Genomic DNA, 20,554 nt, shown 5'->3' with positions numbered 1-20,554 from the left:
CTCGTTCGGCGCGTGCGGGTGCGTCTGGTCCCGGGGTGCGCGGACGGGCGACGACGGCCGCGCCGATGACGTGAGGAGGCGGTGGCCGTGCGGTCCAGGGACGACGGCCGCGACGTCCCGGGCGAGGAACCCGACCGGGAGGGCCGGCCGGGCCGCGGGGGCGAGGGTCACCGGGGCGAAGGCCGCGGGGGCGAGGGTTGTCGGGAGCGGGCGGGTGGGATGGCGCGCGGGCGGGACCGGGTACGCGGCCCGTTGGACGCCGCCGACGTGATCGCCGAGGGTGTGCGGGGCGTACCGGCCGCCGAGGTCCCAGGCCGGTTGTGCGCGGTCGCGGTGGAACTGCTGCCGGTGACCGGCGCCAGCGTCTCGCTGCGCGGCAACGGCATGCCTGTGCGGATGGGTGCCAGCGACGCGGTGGCCGCCCGCCTGGCCGAGATCCAGGCCACCCTGGGCGACGGGCCGTCGATGTACGCGGCGGAGGCCGGCGCGCCCGTGCTGGCGTCCGACCTGACCGCGGGCCGCGACGCCCGGCGCTGGCCGGTGTTCGCCCAGCAGGCGGCGGAGGCCGGCGTGCGGGCCGTGTACTCCGTTCCGCTGGGCGACGACGCCGTCTGCGTGGGCACGCTCGACCTGTACGGCGACGCCCCGCACGAACTCAGCGGGCGAGAGCTGCACACCGCGCGGCTGATGGCCGGTGTGATGACGCTGGCCCTGATGTCCCTGCCCCTGGACGAGAACGACGAGAACGACGCAGCCTACAAGGCCGACGTGACCGGCGGCGGCGTCGGAGAGGCGTCCTGGCTGCGCGCCGTCGCCGCGGAGCAGGACGAGGTCTACCAGGCCATCGGCATGATCATGGCCCAGCTCGGAGTCGGCGCCGACGAGGCACTGGCACTGCTGCGCGCCCACGCCTTCGCCGAGAGCCGCACGGCACTCGACGTGGCACACGAGGTGATCACCCACAGGAAGAGGTTCGACCGCGACTAGAACCTCGCGAACCGTTCATTGGGACCGAAAGCCGTGCGTACGCACGGCGGTTGCGGGTGCGGCTCACGCGTGACCGGCGACGGCGGCCGACCGGGGCTCAGGCCCGGGTCCCTGCCTTGTGCGCTGCCGTCAGGCGGTCCACGGCGTGCTGGACCGCCTGTTCGGTGGTGTCCCGCAGCGGGGCGCCCAGGATGCCGGTGGTGAGGACGATCGCGTCGTCGCCGACGCGAACCGTGGCGAGGTCCAGGGTGAGGGTGGTCAGGGTGTCGTCGTACGACTCGGCGGTGAAGGTGAGGCGCAGGCCCTGGCGGGCGTCGCCGGCGCTCGGCAGGGCGAGATCCGCGACCCGTACGTCCAGGAAGTCGGAGTTCGTGGCCGAGGCGGTGAAGTTTGCGCAGGTCTGCGGCATGTTCTTGAGCCAGGCGAGGGTCCGGTCCACGTCCGGGGCGCGCAGCGCGAGCACCTGGTGGCGCAGTTGGGCCCCGTCGTCGCCGTCGTCGTAGGCGGCCACCGCGTGCGTGCCCGAGGGCGTGCCGAACGGTTCCTCGGTGTAGAGGGCGTCGAGGAGGCGCCCGCACTCGGTGGTGTCGGCCCGGGCCTTGAGCACGCCGTCCCGCCAGGTCGCCGCGCCCTGGGTCGGCGCCCACCGTGCTCCGAGGTCGGCCTCGGTCAGCAACGCGGTCCGCGCCTGGTCCGGCGTGAGCGCGGCGTCCGGCACCGCGGCGGCGGCGCCGGACCGGCGGGTGGCCGCCGGCGCGGAGGCGTGGACGGTCCGGCCGGACTGCCCGGCGGTGCAGGCGGCCTCGGTCAGCAGGACGGCCGCGCAGAGCGCGGAGGCGGCCAGGACACGGGCCGGGGTACGGGACATGCATGCCTCCAGACGGACGGAACGCGCGCCGCGGACCTGGCGTCCGGACGGCGGCGCTCCTCCCACGGCACCACCGGGCGGCCCCGCCCACCAGCGCGCCGGTCCGTCCGGGTGAGCGCCGTGGAGCGGGGAAGGCCGGCGGACGGGCGCGCGCGGCACCGGGCCGGGCAAGTGACGATGGTGATGGCCCCGTACACGGCACCCGAACGCGGCACCCGTACGGCGGAACCCCTCACGACGGAGCCCGTACGACGGAAGGAGCGCCCTGTGACCTCGCGGCCCACTCCTGTGATCATCGACTGCGACACCGGCGTCGACGACGCGCTCGCGCTGCTGTTCGCCGTCCGCCACCCGGGCCTCGACCTGCGCGCGGTCTCCTGTGTGGCCGGGAACGCGGACGTGGACCAGGTGGTACGGAACACGCTGACCGTTCTGGAGCAGGCGTGCGCTCCCGCCGTCCCGGTCGCGCGGGGCGCCGAGCGGCCGCTGCTCGAACCCCTGCGCACCGCCCTTCATGTGCACGGCAGGGACGGCATGGGCGACCTCGGGCTGCCCGCGCCGGCCCGCCGTCCCGTCGAGGTGGACGCGGTGACCCTGCTCCGCCACGCGATCCTGGACTGCGATCGCCCGGTCACCCTGATTCCCACCGCGCCGCTGACGAACATCGCCCTGCTGCTGCGCACTCACCCCGAGGTCACCCGCAACATCGAGCGGATCGTGTTCATGGGCGGGGCGGTCGCCACCGGAAACGCCACGCCCGTCGCCGAGTTCAACGTCTGGCACGATCCGGAGGCCGCGGCGGTCCTGCTCACCGCGGGCGTGCCGATCACGATGTACGGGCTCGACGTGTTCCAGCGGGTGCTCGTGCCGGAGGCGGACGTACGGCGGCTGTGCGGGCGCGACGAGCCCGGCGCCCGGCTGGCCGGACTGCTGCTGTCCCGCCCCGACCCGGCCGCAGGCGAGGACGCCTCGCACGGCGTCCTCGGCGACGCGGGCGCGGTGTGCTCGGTGGCCGACCCGGACGGGCTGACGACCCACCGGCTGCCGGTGGAGGTGAACCTCGCGCCGGGCCCGGCCCGCGGGCAGACGGTCGTCGACCGCCGCCCGCGTCCGGGCGAGGCGGAACTGCACGGAGAGGCCCGCGAACAGGCCCTGGCGGACGTGGCGTTGGACATCGACGCCGAGCGGTACGTCCGGCTGTACCTGACCACCGTCGAGGGCACCGGGGACAGCGCTGCGGGCCAATACACCTAGTGCTGTGACCGGAAAGGTTTGCCGCGAGCCGGTGAACCTTTCCGGTCGCAGCACTAGGCCCTGGGGCAACGCCCCAGGTGCCGGCCGCCGTCGGTGACCCGTGGCGGCCGGCACCCCGCCAGCCGTTCCGCGGGTCAGGAGGCCTGCTTCGCCGCCCGGCGCCGCGTGGTGACGACGAGCGCCGCGCCGCCCGCCAGCAGCACCGCCGCGCCGGCGGCGACGAGGCCGGTGCCGCTGCCGCCGCCGGTCTCGGCGAGGTCGCCGCTGCCGCCGTTCGGGGCCGGGGCGGGTGCGGTGGTGGACTCGGAGGCGGACGGGGCCGGGGCCTCGCTCGGCGGCGTCGCCGGGGCCGATGACGGGCTCTCCGTCTCGGCGGGGCTCTTCGTGGCCGGGAGCGTCGGCTCCTCGGCCGGGGCCGACGACTCAGGAGCGGACGGGGCCGGCGGCGTGGCCGGGGGCTGCTCCTCGGTGGCCGTGCAGTCCTTGGTGCCGCCGTTCCAGGCCGCGATCAGCTTGTCCTTGATGACCGGGCGGTCCGGGCCCTTGGGCAGGTCGCCGTGCTCGAAGCCGTCGTCCGCGTCCGTCCTGCCGTCGAACTTGACCGCGCCGCGGTACAGGTCGACCTGGGCGAAGCAGCCCGCGTCCGGGACGGCGATGTCGAGGGAGCCGGTCTCGCCCCGCTTGACCGTCACCGTGTCGAAGTCGACGAACACCTGCTCGCCGGAGCTGGCGAAGGTCGCGCCATGGGCGAGGTAGGAGGCCAGGGAGGCGGTGCAGGTCGTGGCGTCGTGGGCGGTGCGGACCGTGATGTGGACCTTGCCGTCCTCGGTGGGCCGCAGGTTCTGGTCGTCGACCTTGACGGCGTCGTAGAAGTTCTTGCCGTCGAGCGAGAACTGGCAGCGGTCGCTCTCGGTGACCGTGCCGGCGCCCGTGCCGGGCTGGTAGCGGCCGCCGCCCTTCCAGCCCTCGCCGCCTGGCGCGCCGTGGGCCCAGGCACCGGAGGCGGCGGCGACGGAGGCGGCACACAGGGCGAGCGTCGCGGCGCCCGTTCCCAGCAGGCGGGCGGCGGAGACACGACTGGCTATGGACATACGGATCCCATCTTGCTTGTGCGCGGGGTGGCTGGTCGCGGGGCAACGGCACGGACCAGGACGGGCCGACGGAAGGTCGAGGAGAACAACGGGCCCATCGGTCACATGCGCCACAGTGTGAGGTCATGGTCGTGTGTGCGGCTGAGCCTGTCAATTTGCCGGCACACAAAGGGACTTCACGCCTTCATCACGCTTGTGACACATAGGGAGCGACTCGCTCCGTCACGGGGTCGGTGTTCACTTTTCGGGCGATGTGGACAGAGTTCTCGTGTCGGCCGTAGCCATCCGTACGTCCGCCGTACGCACCGAAGAGGAGACCGCGTGACCGATCCCGCCCCCACGTACGACTCCCCGCAGGACACCGCGCCCGACCTGTCGTCCAGGAACCCGGACTGGTGGCGGCAGGCCGTCGTCTACCAGGTCTACCCCCGCAGCTTCGCCGACTCCGACGGCGACGGGCTCGGCGACCTGCGCGGCATCACCGGGCGGCTGGCGCACCTCGCCGCCCTCGGCGTGGACGCCGTGTGGCTCAGCCCCTTCTACCCCTCCGAACTGGCCGACGGCGGCTACGACGTCGCCGACCACCGGGACGTCGACCCGCGCCTGGGCACCCTGGACGACTTCGCCGCCCTGACCGCCGAGGCGCACCGCCTGGGCCTGAAGGTGATCGTGGACCTCGTCCCCAACCACACCTCCCACCGGCACCCCTGGTTCCAGGAGGCGCTGCGGGCCGGCCCCGGCTCCCCCGCCCGCGACTGCTACGTGTTTCGCGACGGCCGCGGCGCGCACGGCGAACTTCCTCCCACCGACTGGCAGTCCGTCTTCGGCGGCAGCGCCTGGCGGCGGGTGTCGGACGGGCAGTGGTACCTGCATCTGTTCGCGTCCGAGCAGCCGGACCTGAACTGGGGGAGCGAGGAGGTGCGCGCCGACTTCCGCACCACGCTGCGGTTCTGGGCCGACCGCGGCGTGGACGGCTTCCGTGTCGACGTGGCGCACGCCCTGGCCAAGGACCTCGACGAGCCGCTGCGGGACGTCGGGGACATCGGCGCCACCGGCGAGGGCGCGCTGCCGCTCGTGCCGCCCGGCAGCCATCCGTACTACGACCGGGACGAGGTGCACGAGATCTACCGCGACTGGCGGCGGATCCTCGACTCCTACTCCCCGCCGCGCTCGGCGGTCGCCGAGGCCTGGGTGCCGGGAGCCCGGCGTGCGATGTACGCCCGGCCCGACGAACTGGGCCAGGCCTTCAACTTCGAATACCTGCAGACCGGATGGGACGCCGGCCGACTGCGGCAGGTCATCACCGAGTCGCTGGCCACGGCGCGGGCCGCGGGGGCGTCGGCCACCTGGGTGCTGTCCAACCACGACGTCGTACGGCACGCCTCGCGTCTGATGCTCCCGCCCGGCACCGACGAGAACGCCTGGCTGCTGTCCGGCGGCCGCGCCCCGGCCGTCGACGAGGCCGCGGGGCTGCGCCGCGCCCGCGCGGCGACGCTGCTGATGCTGGCCCTGCCCGGCTCGGCCTACCTCTACCAGGGCGAGGAGCTGGGCCTGCCGGAGGTGGCCGACCTGCCCGCCGAGGTCCTCCAGGACCCGGTGTGGGAGCAGACCGGCCGTGCCCGCAAGGGGCGCGACGGTTGCCGGGTGCCGCTGCCGTGGACCACCACCGGGGCGTCGTACGGCTTCGGTCCGGGCGCCGCCTGGCTGCCGCAGCCGCCGTGCTTCGCCGCGTACGCCGTCCAGGCGCAGGACGGAGTGGAGGGCTCGGCCCTGGAGCTGTACCGCTCGGCGCTGCGGCTGCGCCGCAAGCTGCTGGAGGGCGAGTCGCTGACCTGGGTGGAGGACGGCCCGGCCGGGGTGCTGGCGTTCGCCCGCTCCGGCGGCCGGCGGTGCGTCACCAACCTGTCGGGCCGGGCCGTGCCGTTGCCGCCGGGGGAGGTGCTGCTGAGCAGTTCGCCCCTGACGGAGCGCCGGCTGGACCCGGACACCACCGTGTGGCTCGCGTAGTTGCCCGCGCGCGGGCTCCTTGCCGCGCGGGGGTTCCGCCTCAGCCCGCCGCCGGGCTGGGGCTCGGGTCGCCGGGCAGCACCAGCGGGCTCGACGTGGCGTTCGGCGGCGGGGTGAGCACGACCTCGGGCTGCCCGCCGGAGGGGGGCGGCGGGGTCAGGTCCGAGTCGGGCAGCTTGGGCGGGGTCGTCTGCATGAAGAGCACCTGGTCGAAGTTGACCAGGCCCGTCTCCTCCATGACCGTGATGTGGTCCAGGACGGTGGCGTTGGCCTGGTTCGCGAGCTCGCGGACCAGGCTGTTCTTGGTGGTGGAGCGGATCTTCGCGATGGTGTTGAAGATCGAGCCGTGCGTCACGCGCAGGATGTTGGCCATGTCGGAGTCGAACTGCTTGCCGGTGTCCCCGGCGAGTTGGGTGACGAAGCCCTGCTGCTGGGGACTGGCCACGTTCGGCAGCGTGATGTTGAGCATGGGCGCGATCCTGCGGCAGCTCACGTCCAGTTGCGCGTGCCCGTCGATCAGGTGCCTGCCCGCCTTGACGACCTCCTTGGTGGTCCCCTTGCTCACCGCCATCTCGCCGACGGGGTACTCCCACAGCCCGGCCGCGCGCACCTTGACCACGAAGTCCCGGTCCGCCTCCGTCAGCGGCCCCCACTGGGTCTGGGCGATGATCCGGGAGCCGTCGCTGGAGACCTTCTCGAGGCCGAGCATGCTGGGGTAGGCGAGCGCGACCAGGGTCAGGCTGAGGGCACCGCCCACGAAAAGAGTTCCCGTCGCGTTCCGCGAAAAGCGCACCGTGCCTCCTGCCCGGTCATGGTCCCGCCTTGGGCGGTTCGGACATCCACATGTACGGGCCGGGAAGCGTAAAGAACCTTTTGATTTGGTAAAAAGAACCGGACGTGATGTGAGGCTGCTCACACCCGCGGGCAGTTGGGTCCCCTTCGCGGTCTCCGTGTTCAAGTTCCCTGCGCAGCAGCAAGGTTGACGCAACGTTGACCGGCTCTGGGGTGAGCCCTGGGGATGCCCGCCCTGCATTCGGCCGCATGCCCCCCACAGCCCCGCGGTGTTCGGTGCGCCGCCCGGGGCGCGCGGCGCGGCGGGTCAGTACCGCAGCGCGGTGCCCACCTCCGCCCTGACGGGGGCGGACAGCTTGCGGACGCTGCGGGCGGTGGCCGTGGCGGTCTTCCCGGCCGGTACGTCGGGGACGGTGACGACCACCGTGTCGAGCAGGTTGCCGCCGCTGTCCTTGAAGTCGACCTGTACGGCGAAGGACTTGGCGGAGCCCGCACTGTTCTCCACCCTGACCGCGACGGTGGCGTGCCCGTCCGAGGCGGTGGCCGGGGCGCCCAGGGCCACGGCGCTCCGGGCGTCGATGCCGTTCTTCACCTCGTCCAGCCTGCGGCCCGCCTCCGCGGTGGCCGAGGAGAGCATCTCGTCGGCCTGCGAGGCGAGCGAGGAGACCGCGGACGCCGCGTCGCTCGCGCTGCCGGAGGGGGCGCTGCCGCCGCCGGAGCAGCCGGTCGTACCGAGGGCCACGGCCACCGCGAGCGCCGCGCCCGTCGTCCAGCGTGCCCGGTGACCGGCCGTGTCGCCTCCCACTGCCCGTTCGCCCGCCCCTCGCGCGGAGGAGGGACCGGCCGCCCCTCAAGTGAACCGCCGGGCACGGGTACCCGCACCTTCGTGTCACCCGTGCGGCCCCGTGGCCGAGCCGCTTCGCCGGACACAGGGCCCGGGGCCCGCGCGATACTCACCGCATCGATCAGGAGGAGGACGACATGACCGACATCCGTACCGTGGGCGTCCTGGGCGCCGGGATCATGGGCGGCGCGATGGCCCGCAACCTCGCGAAGGCCGGGCACACCGTCCGGGTGTGGAACCGCACCCGGGCCAAGGCCGAGCCGCTGGCCGCCGACGGCGCGCACGTCGTGGACACCCCCGCCGAGGCGGTGCGCGGCGCCGATGTGGTCCTGACGATGCTCTACGACGGCGGCACGGTGCTGGAGGTCATGCGCGAGGCCGCCCCCGCGCTGCGTACGGGCACGGTCTGGGCGCAGTCGACCACGGTCGGCCTGGAGGCGGCCGGTGAGCTGGCCGCCCTCGCCCGTGAGCACGGACTGATCCTCTACGACGCCCCGGTGCTCGGTACCCGGCAGCCCGCCGAGGCCGGCCGGCTGACCGTGCTGGCGGCGGGGCCGGCCGAGGGCCGGGAGACGGTGACGCCGGTGTTCGAGGCGGTCGGCGCCCACACGGTGTGGACGGGTGAGGACGCCGCGGCGGCCACCGCCACCCGGCTGAAGCTGGTGGCCAACAGCTGGGTCATCGCGGCCACCGCGGCGACCGGGGAGGCACTGGCCCTGGCCAAGGGGCTCGGCGTGGACCCCCAGGGCTTCTTCGACCTGATCGCCGACGGCCCGCTCGACATGGGCTACCTGCATGCCAAGGCCGGCGTCATCCTCGACGGCGCCTACCTGCCCCCGAGCTTCGCGGTGGCCACCGCGGAGAAGGACGCCCGCCTGATCGTCCAGGCCGGCGAGGCCCACGGCGTCCGCCTCGACGTGGCCGCCGCGAGCGCCGAACGCTTCGCTCGCGCCGCCGCGGGCGGCCATGCGGACGAGGACATGGCCGCGGCGTACTTCGCCAGCTTCGCAGACGACTCCGGCGGGCCCGGCGAGTCCGCCGGACCCGCCGGGCCCTGACCGTTCAGCCGCCCGCACCTGCGGGCCGGGTGGTCAGCCGAGGCAGATCACCAGCAGGCAGAGGTGGGACGGCGACGTGGGCGTGTCCGTGGGGCTCGTCTGCGGGGTCTGCTGGGCGTTGCCGTCGGACGAGCCGGACCCGGGCGCGGTCCGCTGGGTCGCCGTCGAGGACGACCGGGACGCCGACTGGCCCGACTGGCCCGCCGGGACCGGCTGGGCGGACGGGGCCGACTGGCCCGGCCGGGCGGTAGAGCTGGAGCCGCCGGTGGCCGGCGCCGTGTTGTCCGGCCGCGGTGCGGACAGCACCGTCCGCATCGGCGCCTCGTGCGCGCCGGCGGGCGCGGACGGGGCCTGCGCGGTACGGGCAGCGGCGGCGTCCGGGCGTACGTCCTGCGGCGTGGTGCCCCGCGGCGCCGACCGCTGGTGCGGCACACCGGCCGCGGGCGGGGACTGCCGGGCGCCGGAGGGCGGCGAGGACGGGTCACCGTGCTGCGCCGGCCGGCTGTCCCCCACGGTGCCCGTGTGCGGGGCCTCCGGTGCCGGGGCCGCCTGCGTGCGGTCGGTGGAGTGCCGGTCCATAGAGGCGACGGTCAGACCTCCCCCGACGAGAGCGACGGCGGTCGCCACCAGAGCCCTGCGCTGGGTCTTCTTCCAGCGGGCCAGCTGACGGCGCCGGGCCGCACGCCCGGGCCGCGGTGGCGGCGCGTCCGTCGCGTCTGCGGCGAGGCCGGCGGGGACATCGGCGGGTATGTCGCCGAGGGCGAGGCCCGCGGCCCCGCCCGCCGAGAGGCCGGTCGTGCGGGCCGTCGCGGAATCGGTCGCGGTATCGGTCGTGAGGGGCGCCGTGACGTCCGGTGCTATGTCCGGTGCGTACGCACCGCAACCGGGGCACACCAGGGCGCCGTTGAGGTGCCTACGGCACGTGGAGCAGTAGTCCATCCGGTCTTCCTGACTAGGCCTGCCGAGCGGCCAGTCACGCTAACAAGGCTCGCGGGGGACTGTGTGCAGCCTCTGTGACGCTCCTGCGCGGATTCCCGGCACCCGGGCCCGAGCATGTACGTCCACTCGTGCCCGGCCGGACCGTCAGGCGCGGTCGGTCAGCTCGTCGGCGTACACCTGCGACAGCGGCTGAGGACCCACGTACTGCTGGCAGTTGCACTGCCCCGGCTCGAAGCGCAGCGGCTTCTTGTTCTCGTCCCAGGCCGTCGGCACCTCGACGCGCTCGTGGCACCGGCCGTTCTTGTCGTGCTTGGCCAGATGGTGGGTGCATCCGCACACCGGCTCCGGCGGCTTGTGCGCCGTCTCGACCGCCAGCCGCTCGGCCTTCGCCGCCTCCATCAGTTCGAGCTTGCGCTCATGCCGGTTGCGCAGCGCGGTGCGGACGTTGTCGGCGACCCAGGCGAAACCGCCGGTCCAGAAAATGATCGCCACCCACCAGAACCAGTGCATCGGCCCTCACCCTTCCCCCTGCGGAGTCCATCGTGATTTTAGGAGGAGTCCCGGACGTTCGCGCCCGGCAGGGCCGGGTGACGTCGCGGACGCTGCGGCCGGTGGTGCGGATGCGGGCCCGTCGGGGTACTCACCGGGGTCGGAGCCCGCCGCCACTTGGCCAGTACGGCCGCCCGGCCCGGCAGCCGTCTCGGGCCGCGGCCGTGGAAGAGCGCGAGGACGATCGCCGCGGCCACCGCGATGAGGTGCTCGCGGCCGGCCAGGTTGGGCCTGACCACCGACTCCACCACCATCGAGCCGCCGGTCAGGAAGAACACCACCGGGGCGCGCCGCACCACGGACAGGTAGGTGAACAGGCCCACCACTGCGGCGGACGGCCCGGTGTCGAGGATCCGGCCGGCCTCGGGCGGCAGCCCCAGCCCCCACCAGCCGGGCCCGATCGCGATCATCGCCCGCACGGTGAGGGTGCCGGCCAGGGTGGTCGCGTAAGAGATGAACAGCGTCCGGCCCCGGCCCAGGGTGAGTTCGGCCAGCGCGAACGCGAGGAACAGCTGGGTGATGCCGGCCCACACCGGCAGGTCGAGCGCCGGGACGTACAGCGACACCGGGGTGCGCAGCAGGGTCAGCCACAGCGGCAGGTCGGCCTTGACGCCGCCGAGGATCCGTACCGCCGCCTCCCCGGCCGGCCGCTGTGCCACCTCGTGGAAGAGGATCACGCCGAAGGCCGCCACGAAGGCCAGCACCAGCCCGGACAGCCCCCGGCGCGCCAATTGCCGTACGGGGTCGACGACGATGCCGTGCCACTCCGCGCGCAGTGTCCGCCCGGTGAACCGGGCGAACCGCGCGGCCGCGTCACGCACCCGCACCCGCACCGGTCCGCCGTCCTCCGGTCCGCCGTCCTCCGGTCCGCCGTCCTCCGGTCCGCCGTCCTCCGGTCCGCCGTCCTCCGGTCCGCCGTCCTCCGGTCCGCCGTCCGGTGACCGGCCGGTCCGCTGTTCGCGGCCCCGCCACTCGTCGTCCGCCGGTCCCCCCGGCTCCCCCGGCTCCCCCGGCTCCCCCGGCTCCCCCGGCTCCCCCGTCCATGGCTTCGTACCGCTGTGCCGCTGCACCGCCGTTCGGCTCCTTAGCAGTTCCCCCACCCCATCGTGCGCACAACCGTATGGACCGCAATCGGGCCCGCCGCGTTCCGCCGGGGGCGGCGTCACAGCGGCGGCAGGGGCCGCGGCGGGCTCAGGGCGGGATGGCGCAGGACCGAGTGCAGGGCTTCGACGGCGCCGCGCACCGCGGCGGTCTGCGGCCGCGGCACCGCCCGGACGTGGGTGTGCAGCCGCGCGGAGAGCCGGTAGGCCAACTCGGGGCGCAGTGCGCCGCCGCCGACGAGGAGGGGGCCGCGGTCGAGAGCGTCGACGAGCGCGGGCCGGGGATCGTCCCGCAGCAGCCCGGTGACCAATGTGGTGACGGCGGTGCCCAGTTCGGCGAGGGCGCCGGCGCGCACGTCGTCGGTGCCCAGGGTGGCCCGGCGGGCGGCGACCACCCGGCCGTCCGTGAGCAGGGCCACCTCGCTGAGCTGGGCGCCGACGTCGATGACGAGCAGCGCGGCGGACAGGTCGGCGCCGGCGCCCAGTGCGGCGGCGCGGACGCTGTCGATGGTCAGTACGGCCCGCGGCCGCAGGACCTGAAGGAAGCCGACGGCGGTGGCATGGGGCCGTGGCCCGCTCAGGACCGGGGTGGTGAGGACGACGACGGGCCGGGCGTCGTGCGGGACGCGGTCGGCCAGCAGCCGGGAGACGAGCCGGGTCGCGCCGGCCGGGTCGACGACGGCGCCGCGCCGGACGGGTCGGGCGGCGGCGGAGCCCTGGTGGGTGACGGTGGGCACGTCGAGGATGCCGCCGAGGCCCTCCGCCCAGACCCGGGTCCGGGCACTGCCCAGGTCCAGGGCGATGCCCGGACCGTGCCCGCGGACCGGCCCGGTGGGCCTGCGGCCCCCCGGGGCGGCGGTCGCCGTGCTGTCGCCGAGGATCACCGGTCGGCCTCCTTCACCTCGGGCAGGGGACGCGGACACGGGCTGCGCCACGCGGCGGCGCCGTCGGGCGCGGGGGCCGGATCAGCCGGCGCGCTGCTGGCAGGGCACGCAGCAGCGCGCGTACGGAAGGATCTCCAGGCGCTCCACCGGGATGGGCTTGGCGCAGTCCTCGCAGTTCCCGTAGGAGCCGTCGTCCAGCCGGGCGAAGGCGGCCTCGATGTCCTTCAGCGCCCGCTGCAGGGCGTTCTTCTGCGCGGTCAGAAGGTCGTCGGCCTCCTGACCGCCGTCCTCGCTCTCCTGGACGGCCCGCAGCTGGGCGAGGCGGGAGTTGCGCTCGTGTTCGAGGCGCTGCCGGGCATCGTGCGCGCTCAGGCGCTCGGCCGCGGAGGCACTGCTGGTGGTCTCCCACGACATCGGCGATACGGTCCCTTCTGGCAAAAGAGCCGGTGACGAGGGGGGCCGCGGTGACGTACGGCCCCCCTCCTGACCCTCCAGCGTGGCCGCGCGCGCGAGATGCGGCCATCGGTCGCAGTACCCATTTCCGGTGGGCGGCGGGGTGCACCGCCGCCCACCGTCAGGGCCTCAGACCCGCGCCGGTGCGCTCCGGCGGGCGGGCTCGCCGCCGCCCGCGCCGCCGCCCGAGCCACGGCGCCGGCCACCGCGCTGGTGGCGGTGCAGCTCGATGGCGAGCGGGGAGGCGGTGAACACCGAGGAGTAGGTGCCGACCACGAGACCGATGAGCAGCGCGAGCGCGAAGTCGGTCAGCGAGTCCCCGCCGAAGAGCGTCAGGGAGATCAGGATCAGCACCGCGCCCATGCCCGTGTTGATCGTGCGGGGCAGCGTCTGCAGGATTCCCTTGTTGGTGATCTGCTCCAGCGGTGTCTTGCGGTCGCGTCCGAGCAGTTCCCGGATGCGGTCGAACAGGACCACCGAGTCGTTGACCGAGTAGCCGATGACGGTGAGCAGCGAGGCCAGGAACACACCGTCGATGGGTTTGCCGAGCCACGCGAAGACGCCGACGAGGATGACGACGTCGTGCGCGAGCGCGGCGACCGCCGCGGTGCCGAACAGCCATCGGAAGCGGGCCGCGAGGTACAGCAACTGGGCGCCGAGGGCGACGCCGAGTGCGATGAGCGCGTTGCGGCGCAGCTCCTCGCCCAGGCTCGGGCCGATCAGCTCGTCGCGGATCTTCTCCGTCTTGCCGCCGAGTTCGCTGATGGTCCCGGTGACCTTGGTGGCCTCGGCGTCGGTCAGGTCCTCGGTGCGCACGGTCAGGCCGTTGTCGTTGGACGACTGCACGAGCGCGCCGGGGAAGCCCGCGTCGGCGAGGGCGGTGCGGGCCCGGTCGGGGTTCACGGGGGTCGCGGTGGTGTACTCGATCAGCCGGCCGCCGGTGAACTCCAGGCCGAAGTTCAGGCCCCGGGCCGCGACGCCCGAAGCGGCGAGCACGAGCAGGACCGCGGAGGCGGCCAGCCAGCGACGCGGGTGGCGCATCAGATCCGGGTTGCGGCGCACGAGCAGATCGCGGACCCGTCCGGTGGTCGCCAGACCCGTGAGCAGGTGGCGGCGGCGCACCCAGGTGCGGTCCACGGCGAACTCGGCGAGCACCCGGGTGATCACCAGCGCGCTGATCATGGACGCGACGACACCGATGGCGAGGGTGACGGCGAAGCCGCGCACCGGACCGGTGGACAGGAAGAACAGCAGTCCCGCCGCGATCAGCGTGGTGATGTTGGAGTCGGCGATCGCGCTGAAGGCGTTGCGGAATCCGGCGGTGAGGGCCGAGCGCGGGCTCGGCCGGTGCATACCGGCGTACTCCTCACGTGCTCGTTCGAAGACGAGCACGTTGGCGTCCACGGCCATGCCGATCGCCAGGACGAAACCGGCCAGGCCCGGCAGGGTCAGGGTCGCGCCGAGGACGGCCAGGGCGGCGTAGGAGATCACTCCGTAGCAGAGCAGGGCCACCGCCGCGAGGAAGCCGGTGAGGCGGTAGACGGTGATGATGAACAGGATCGTCAGGGCGGTGCCGATCATCGCGGCCCAGGCGGTGGCCTCGATGGCGCTGGCGCCGAGGGTGGGGCCGATGGTGTGCTGCTCGACCGTCTCGACCGGCACGGGCAGGGCGCCGCCGTTGATGAGCAGCGCCAGCTCGCGGGCCTGGGCGTCGTCGAAGGAGCCGGTGATCTGCGTGGAGCCGTCCGCGATGCCCGTGCCGCAGGCGACGGACGGGGCGACCTGCGGGGAGGAGATGACCCGGTCGTCGAGCACGATGGCGACCCGGCGCGCGGGGTCGCCCACCTGGCGGCAGGCGGCCTCACTGGTCAGCTTGGCCCACGCGGCCCGGCCCGCCTTGTCGAAGTCGACGGTGACGGTCCAGCCGGCGCCCGTCTCCTGCTCGAAGCGGGCCTGGGCGCCCTTGACGTCCTTGCCGGTCATGGCGCTGTCCTGAAGGCGCAGCTTCTGCCCCGACTCGTCGGGCAGGACGAGTTCCTTGGACGCGCCGGGTTCCTTCGAAGCGCCGGGTTCCTTGGGTTCCTTGGGGTCCTTGGACGCCTCGGGCTTGGACGTGGCGGGGTCCTCGGTGCCGTCGGCGACGCCGACCACCGGGTGGAAGGTCAGCTGGGCGGTACGGCCGAGCACGTCGGCCGCCTTCTTGGGGTCCTGCACGCCGGGCAGCTCGACGATGATCCGGTTGCTGCCCGAGCGGACGAGGGTCGGTTCGGCGACGCCGAGCGCGTCGACCCGGCCGCGCAGCACTTCCAGGGCGCGGTCGGTGGCCTCGCGGTCGGCCTTGGTGGTCGGGGTGGAGCGGGTCTCCAGGACGATCTGGGTGCCGCCCCGCAGGTCGAGTCCGAGACGGACGGGGATGGTGGCGGTGATGTACACGGACAGGGCGATCACGGCGAGGGCGAACAGCGCTCTCACCCGGGAAGTACTGCGTTTCGTACGTTTCAACGGAGGCCTCCGGCAGGCACGCCGCGACTGCGGCCGACGCGGTCACGGCGGTCGAGGGGCGAACGGGGGACGTCAGATGCCGAAGGCCCGCGGCGGCGCCCGACCGCCGTCCTGCACCACATGCACCGTGCGGGCGGCGACGGTCACCGGGACCGGTCGCGTTCGCCCGGGTGCGGGGAGGGGGACGTCCGTGGCGTCCTCGGTGGCGGCGAACTGCCCGTGCGCGACGGGCCGGTCCCCGTGGAACTCCTGCCGGGTGCCGTCCTGCCCGGAGCAGACGACGGTGCACCCCTGCCCGGCGTGCGGGGCGTCCGTGGGACGCTCGTCGGTCCCGGAGTGGCCGCCGCCGGGCGCGGAGCCGGAGTGCGGTCCGGGCGCGAGGTCCGCGACGGATGCCGCCGCGGTGGCGGGTGCGGGCAGCGGCGGGGGGCTGCCGGTGGTGAAGACCGCCAGCAGGGTGAGCAGCGCGGCCGTCAGGAGGGCCAGGGCACGGGACGTGAGGGCGGTGCTCGGCGCTGGGTGCATGCACCGTCCCCTTCCGTGTTTCGTGGTGGCGCTCGTGGCGGACGCGGGTGTCGTACCCGGGATCCCGGCCGGGGAGTGGGCAGCCGGGACCCCAGGCGGTCGTGGGGCGGGCGGTCAGGGTTCGATCAGACCGGCCCGGATGGCGTAGCGGGTGAGTTCGAGCCGGTCGCGCAGACCGAGCTTCTGGAGCAGGTTGGCGCGGTGCCGCTGGACGGTCTTGATGCTGATGAAGAGGATCTCGCCGATCTCCTTCGAGGAGTGCCCCTCCGCGACCAGTTTCAGGACCTCCTCCTCGCGGGGCGTCAGGACCTGGTCCGGGGTCTCCTCGCCGTGGCGGACCCGCTCCAGGTAGTTGCGGATGAGCGCGGTCACCGCGCCCGGGTACAGGAACGGCTCGTCCCGCATCGCCGCCCGGCACGCGGCGACCAGGTCCTGGTCGGCGACGGACTTCAGCACGTACCCGCTGGCACCGGCCTTGAGGGCCTGGAAGAAGTACTGCTCGTTGTCGTGCATGGTGAGCATCAGGATCCGCAGGTCCGGCTTGAGCGCGACCAGCTCGCGGGTGGCCTGGAGCCCGGTCAGCCGGGGCATCGCGATGTCCAGCACGGCGAGGTCGATGTCGTGGGTGCGGGCCATCTCGATGGCCTCCGCGCCGTCACCGGCCTCGGCGACCACTTCCAGGTCCGGTTCCTGGTCGAGGATGAGCCGCACCCCCCGTCGTACCAGCGCGTGGTCGTCGGCGAGCAGGATGCGGATCGTGGTCGGCTCGGACATGGTCAGGTCTGCTTCCTGGGGACGACGGGCGCGGTCAGCCGGACCTCGGTTCCGGCCGCGGGGGCGGGGGCGATGTCGAGGCCGGCCCCGATGAGCAGGGCCCGCTCGCGCATGCCGCGGATGCCGGCGCCTTCGTGCGCCGCCTTGATGCCGCGCCCGTCGTCGGTGATGGCCAGTTCCACGGCGCCGTCGGTGTGCCGCAGGCTGACCTCGATCCGTTCGGCGTCCGCGTGCCGGGCCACGTTGGTCAGGCTCTCCTGGGCGACACGGTAGAGGACCAGTTCCGTCTCCGGCTCCAGGGCGGGCAGGTCGGTGTCGAAGCGGCGCACCACCTGCAGCCCGGTGTGGGTGGCGAAGTCGGTGGTGAGCGAGGTCAGCGCGGCGACCAGACCGAGGTCGTCCAGGACCCCGGGCCGCAGCCGGCGCACCAGCCGGCGGACCTCGTCCAGGCTTCCCCGGGTGATCTCCTGCGCCTGGAGCAGTTCGTCGCGCAGCGGCGCGTCCGCCTCGTCCGCCGCCCGCTTGAGCGCGAGCAGGATCGCGGTCATGCTCTGGCCCACCTCGTCGTGCAGCTCCTGCGCGATACGGCGCCGCTCGGCCTCCTGGGCGAGCAGGACCCGGGCACTGCTCGTGGCCCGCTCGTTCTCCAGCCGGTCGAGCATGGCGTTGAATGTGCGGATCAGCTCCGCGACCTCGCCGCCGCCCTGCTCGGGCAGCCGCTGTCCTGGGCGCAGCAGGTCGACGGTGGTCATCAGCTTCGTCACCCGGTCCACCGGGGCCAGCCCCCAGCGCAGCAGGGCGGCGTTGGCGACCAGCATGACGGCGAGACCGCCCACCAGGATGACGGCCTCGGTCAGCACGACCGGCACCGAGACGGTCACCGGGGCCCACAGCAGCAGCGCGGTGGCCGTGCCCAGCACCACTGCGTTGAGCCCGAAGATCCGCCAGAACAGGGACACCAGGGTTGAGCCTCCTTGCGTGATGCGTTCTGCTCTCTACTGTCGGGCATCGCGCATCCTGGACGAGCCGCGGCCCCTGGTCCCGACCGGGCCTGCCGTCAGTCTGCCTTCCGCCGGCCGCCGGGAGCGATGGGGCACGGTCCCCATTTCGCCGGGTGCGGCCTACCCATGCGCGTGTCGAGTGGATCCCCCGACCGGCCGCAAATGGGCTCTGGACCCGATGGGAAACCGCGGCGGGTTCGACCAGGGTTGATGTGACCGACCCCCGTCCCCCGTTGCAGAAAGAAGGGCACTGACGATGTCGCTCGACGCCGCCCGGACCGAACCCCGCGAGCGCCTGTCCGCTCAGGAGGCCCGCCGGCGCCTTGAACACGCCCGCGGGACCCGGCTGGTCCAGCTGGAAGCCCTCGGCGAGACCGGGCAGACGGCGGACGACCACCTGATGTCCTCCCAGCGCGAGGCCATCCAGCGGGTGCTGAAGGAGATCGACGAGGCGTTCGCCCGTATCGAGGACGGCACCTACGGGACCTGCCTGGAATGCGGCAAGCCGGTCCCGGCGGAGCGCCTGGAGATCCTGCCGTACACGGGGCACTGCGTCGCCTGCCGGCGCCGTACTGCCTGACCCCGCCCCGTCCGTCCTGCCTTCGTCTTCCGCCCTGCCCAAGGGGTGAAACGGTGAACAACCAGATCATCGGCGACCGCGACACGTATCTGACGGCCGAGGACCTCGCCGCGCTCCGCGCGAACCTCGACGAGCAGCGCATGTTCCGCCAGGAGCAGCTGGAGCAGATCTCGGCCTCCGCGACGTCCCGCGCGGACGCCCTGCTCCAGCAGCAGGCCGCCTCGCAGGTGGAGGTACGCGTGAAACTCGCGGCCTCCGCCCGCATGGTCCTCGCCGATGTCGAGGCGGCCCTGGCACGCATGGACGAGGGCGGCTACGGCACCTGCCACCTGTGCCGGCGTCCCATCGCGCGGGAGCGGCTGGAGATCGTGCCGCAGGCCCGCTACTGCGCGCGCTGCCAGCAGGTCAGGGAGGCCGGACGGTGACCGTCACCCAGCGTTCGCGTGCCGCCGCGGCCACCCGGCACCGGCCGTGGCCGCTGGGCCGGCAGGGCTGGGGCATCGCCCTCGACATGGGCAGCGCCCGCACCCGCGCCTGGGTCGCCGGGCGGGGGCTGGTCCTGGACGTCCCCACGGTGACGTTCCCCGGCTCCGGGGCGGTGTATCCGATCCAGCGCGGCACGATCATCGACACCGCGGGCACGGCCCGGATGCTCGACCGCCTGCTCGGCAACCGCCTGCCCCGCTTCACCCGCCCCCTGGTCGTCCTCACCGCCCCCGTCCTGGACGGGGTGGCCTTCCGCAACGAGGCCCGTACGGCGGTGGAGGTGCTGCGGCCGCGCGGCGTGCTGACCATTCCCAGCGCGCGGGCCGTCGCCCTGGCCGCGGGCGCGGACCTGTCCCGCCCGCTGCTCGTGGTGGACATCGGCGCGCATCTGACCGAGGTGGTGCTGCTGTCGGAGGGCGCCGTCGTCGACGCGCGCCGCACCGCGCTGGGCACCAGCGACCTCGACTCCGCCTCGCCGGTGCAGATCTGCGAGGCGGTGGCCACGATGGTGACCGCGATGCTGCGGCAGGACCGAACGTCGCTCACCGTGGACGCGCTGCGCCGGGGCGCGCTGCTGGCCGGGGGCGGAGCCCTGCGCCCGGAGATCACCTACCACCTCACCGGCAGGCTGCACGCGCCCCTCAAGGCGGTGGCGGCGCCGCACACCGCCGCCGTCCGCGGCGCCGCCACCCTGCTGCGTTCCGCGCACGACCACCCCGAGGGTCCGGCGGGAGAGCCCTCCGAGCCGCCCGCCCCGTAGACCAACCCCCGTCCCCACAGCGCACGGAAAAAGAGGACCACCAGAACCACCAGAACCACGAGGACACAGAAGGAGGGCCGCACCATGGCCGGCGGCATCCCTCGGGCCCAGCCGCCCCCCGAAGGGCTGTTCCCCGACGACCCGCTCCCCGACGAACTCCCCACCCGCGTGCTCTGGCGCCTTCGGCGCAACCCGATGCGCCGCCCCAGCGACCTGCTCCAGGCGTGGATCGGCCTCGGCATCCTGCTGGCCGTGCTGGCCGGCACGCCCGTGGCCATGTTCTTCGTCGGCAAGAACGCCCTGCGCCACTACGAGCAGGCGGCCGAGCACCAGGAGAAGACGCGGCGGCAGACCACCGCGGTCCTCCTGCACGCCGCTCCCCGCCATCCCGAGCCGGGCTCCGAGGAGGCGAAGAAGACCCGCTACCCGGTACCGGTGCGCTTCACCGACCCGGGCGGGCTCGCCCGCACCGACAGGACCGACGTCGAGCCCGGCCTGCCCGCCGGCAGCTCCGTCGACATATGGGCCGACACCGACGGGCGCATCACCGAGCCGCCCCTGACCACCGCCCAGGTCCGCAGCCACAGCACGGGCTGGGCGATCCTCGCCGCGCTGGCCGTCCCGGTCGCCGGCGCCGCGGCGTACGGCGCCGCCGGCCTGCTGCTCCGCCGCCGCAACCTGGCCGCCTGGGACAGTGCCTGGGCCCGCACGGCCCCCCGCTGGCCGCCATCCCCGTGACCGCGGGGTGCCGGCGGCCGCGGGCCGCGCCGTGCCGTGTCCGATACCGCCCGTGAAGACGGCGGCGCTTTCCGAACTTTCCGAGCCCGACTTTCCGAGCCCGGTTTCCCGATCTTGATGCTGCACTGTCAGGTCACCGGCAGGAAGTACCGCCGAACACTGCCGGAGACCGGCAATGTGCGAGGTGGGCCCGGTCGGGCATCATGTTGCGAGGGGAGCACCGCGGACGGTTCCGGTGCCGGACACCGGCAGATGTCCGGTGCCGGGGCCGGCAGGGGGGAAGTACCGCCGCCCGGTGCGTCGCAGGAGGAAGAGGGGGCTCGACGATTCCGCGGCGCACCCGCCGCCCGCCGCCCGGCGCC

General features: G+C 74.1%; 21 protein-coding genes. 8 read left to right on the top strand and 13 right to left on the bottom strand.

The genetic code is table 11. The features are described 5' to 3' along the window. The first annotated feature begins 219 nt into the window (after positions 1–219). The gene (locus ABZ818_RS13050) at positions 220–987 is read left to right on the top strand and encodes a GAF and ANTAR domain-containing protein (protein WP_361413607.1); all 768 of its coding nucleotides are present in this window, start codon (positions 220–222) and stop codon (positions 985–987) included. 97 nt (positions 988–1,084) lie between these two features. Here ABZ818_RS13050 and ABZ818_RS13045 read toward each other — a convergent pair whose 3' ends face one another. Beyond that, positions 1,085–1,855 carry a hypothetical protein gene (locus ABZ818_RS13045; RefSeq protein WP_361413329.1) on the bottom strand — a complete coding sequence of 257 codons (771 nt, stop codon included), beginning with the start codon at positions 1,853–1,855 and terminating at the stop codon, positions 1,085–1,087. 267 nt (positions 1,856–2,122) lie between these two features. Between ABZ818_RS13045 and ABZ818_RS13040 the strand changes: the two genes are divergently transcribed. Continuing rightward, positions 2,123–3,109, top strand: a complete 987-nt coding sequence (locus ABZ818_RS13040) for a nucleoside hydrolase (protein WP_361413327.1) — start codon at positions 2,123–2,125, stop codon at positions 3,107–3,109. Between the two features lie 134 nt (positions 3,110–3,243). Here ABZ818_RS13040 and ABZ818_RS13035 read toward each other — a convergent pair whose 3' ends face one another. Further along, the gene (locus ABZ818_RS13035; protein WP_361413326.1) at positions 3,244–4,200 is read right to left on the bottom strand and encodes an LAETG motif-containing sortase-dependent surface protein; all 957 of its coding nucleotides are present in this window, start codon (positions 4,198–4,200) and stop codon (positions 3,244–3,246) included. 321 nt (positions 4,201–4,521) lie between these two features. Here ABZ818_RS13035 and ABZ818_RS13030 point away from each other — a divergent pair, with 321 nt between their 5' ends. After that, positions 4,522–6,207, top strand: coding sequence for a glycoside hydrolase family 13 protein (locus tag ABZ818_RS13030; protein WP_361413324.1), 1,686 nt, complete (start codon positions 4,522–4,524; stop codon positions 6,205–6,207). 40 nt (positions 6,208–6,247) lie between these two features. Here ABZ818_RS13030 and ABZ818_RS13025 read toward each other — a convergent pair whose 3' ends face one another. Beyond that, positions 6,248–6,964, bottom strand: a complete 717-nt coding sequence (locus ABZ818_RS13025; RefSeq protein ID WP_361413322.1) for a DUF4142 domain-containing protein — start codon at positions 6,962–6,964, stop codon at positions 6,248–6,250. Positions 6,965–7,306: 342 nt separating this feature from the next. Further along, a complete protein-coding gene (locus tag ABZ818_RS13020) occupies positions 7,307–7,804 on the bottom strand; it encodes a hypothetical protein (protein WP_361413321.1) in 498 nt (165 codons plus the stop codon). Positions 7,805–7,980: 176 nt separating this feature from the next. Between ABZ818_RS13020 and ABZ818_RS13015 the strand changes: the two genes are divergently transcribed. Then, entirely contained in the window at positions 7,981–8,901 is a 921-nt protein-coding gene (locus tag ABZ818_RS13015) for an NAD(P)-dependent oxidoreductase (RefSeq protein WP_361413319.1), read from the top strand. A gap of 33 nt (positions 8,902–8,934) precedes the next feature. On the opposite strand, the gene ABZ818_RS13010 is transcribed toward ABZ818_RS13015, so the two are convergent. The 9 genes from ABZ818_RS13010 to ABZ818_RS12970 all read right to left on the bottom strand — a co-directional run bounded on the left by ABZ818_RS13010 (position 8,935) and on the right by ABZ818_RS12970 (position 17,586). Continuing rightward, the gene (locus ABZ818_RS13010) at positions 8,935–9,840 is read right to left on the bottom strand and encodes a hypothetical protein (protein ID WP_361413318.1); all 906 of its coding nucleotides are present in this window, start codon (positions 9,838–9,840) and stop codon (positions 8,935–8,937) included. Between the two features lie 144 nt (positions 9,841–9,984). Further along, on the bottom strand, positions 9,985–10,350 hold the full coding sequence (locus ABZ818_RS13005; RefSeq protein ID WP_361413316.1) for a hypothetical protein: 366 nt from the start codon (positions 10,348–10,350) through the stop codon (positions 9,985–9,987). Between the two features lie 38 nt (positions 10,351–10,388). Further along, positions 10,389–11,459: a hypothetical protein gene (locus ABZ818_RS13000; protein ID WP_361413314.1), complete on the bottom strand. Its 1,071-nt coding sequence runs from the start codon at positions 11,457–11,459 to the stop codon at positions 10,389–10,391. A gap of 92 nt (positions 11,460–11,551) precedes the next feature. Then, positions 11,552–12,373 carry a rod shape-determining protein gene (locus ABZ818_RS12995; RefSeq protein ID WP_361413312.1) on the bottom strand — a complete coding sequence of 274 codons (822 nt, stop codon included), beginning with the start codon at positions 12,371–12,373 and terminating at the stop codon, positions 11,552–11,554. An 81-nt stretch (positions 12,374–12,454) separates the two neighbouring features. After that, the gene (locus ABZ818_RS12990; RefSeq protein ID WP_225076521.1) at positions 12,455–12,787 is read right to left on the bottom strand and encodes a TraR/DksA C4-type zinc finger protein; all 333 of its coding nucleotides are present in this window, start codon (positions 12,785–12,787) and stop codon (positions 12,455–12,457) included. Between the two features lie 168 nt (positions 12,788–12,955). After that, positions 12,956–15,298, bottom strand: a complete 2,343-nt coding sequence (secD, locus tag ABZ818_RS12985) for a protein translocase subunit SecD (protein ID WP_361413310.1) — start codon at positions 15,296–15,298, stop codon at positions 12,956–12,958. Between the two features lie 102 nt (positions 15,299–15,400). Beyond that, positions 15,401–15,853 carry a hypothetical protein gene (locus tag ABZ818_RS12980; RefSeq protein WP_361413309.1) on the bottom strand — a complete coding sequence of 151 codons (453 nt, stop codon included), beginning with the start codon at positions 15,851–15,853 and terminating at the stop codon, positions 15,401–15,403. 114 nt (positions 15,854–15,967) lie between these two features. After that, on the bottom strand, positions 15,968–16,627 hold the full coding sequence (locus tag ABZ818_RS12975) for a response regulator transcription factor (protein WP_361413307.1): 660 nt from the start codon (positions 16,625–16,627) through the stop codon (positions 15,968–15,970). A gap of 2 nt (positions 16,628–16,629) precedes the next feature. After that, the gene (locus ABZ818_RS12970; RefSeq protein WP_361413305.1) at positions 16,630–17,586 is read right to left on the bottom strand and encodes a HAMP domain-containing sensor histidine kinase; all 957 of its coding nucleotides are present in this window, start codon (positions 17,584–17,586) and stop codon (positions 16,630–16,632) included. Positions 17,587–17,884: 298 nt separating this feature from the next. On the opposite strand from ABZ818_RS12970, the gene ABZ818_RS12965 reads away from it, so the two are divergent. From ABZ818_RS12965 to ABZ818_RS12950, 4 genes are all read left to right on the top strand, one after another. Further along, a complete protein-coding gene (locus ABZ818_RS12965; protein ID WP_225076525.1) occupies positions 17,885–18,208 on the top strand; it encodes a TraR/DksA C4-type zinc finger protein in 324 nt (107 codons plus the stop codon). Between the two features lie 53 nt (positions 18,209–18,261). Continuing rightward, positions 18,262–18,633: a TraR/DksA C4-type zinc finger protein gene (locus tag ABZ818_RS12960; protein WP_361413303.1), complete on the top strand. Its 372-nt coding sequence runs from the start codon at positions 18,262–18,264 to the stop codon at positions 18,631–18,633. After that, positions 18,630–19,454, top strand: a complete 825-nt coding sequence (locus ABZ818_RS12955; protein WP_361413301.1) for a rod shape-determining protein — start codon at positions 18,630–18,632, stop codon at positions 19,452–19,454. The genes ABZ818_RS12960 and ABZ818_RS12955 overlap by 4 nt, the downstream gene beginning before the upstream one ends. Before the next feature lie 84 nt (positions 19,455–19,538). Further along, complete coding sequence (locus ABZ818_RS12950; protein WP_361413300.1) at positions 19,539–20,192, top strand: hypothetical protein; 654 nt, start codon at positions 19,539–19,541, stop codon at positions 20,190–20,192. Positions 20,193–20,554 lie beyond the last annotated feature (362 nt).

Origin of the sequence: Streptomyces sp. NPDC047453 (genome assembly GCF_040643155.1) — a bacterium.
Taxonomy (GTDB): domain Bacteria; phylum Actinomycetota; class Actinomycetes; order Streptomycetales; family Streptomycetaceae; genus Streptomyces.
This window is presented reverse-complemented; position numbering and strand designations above follow the sequence as displayed.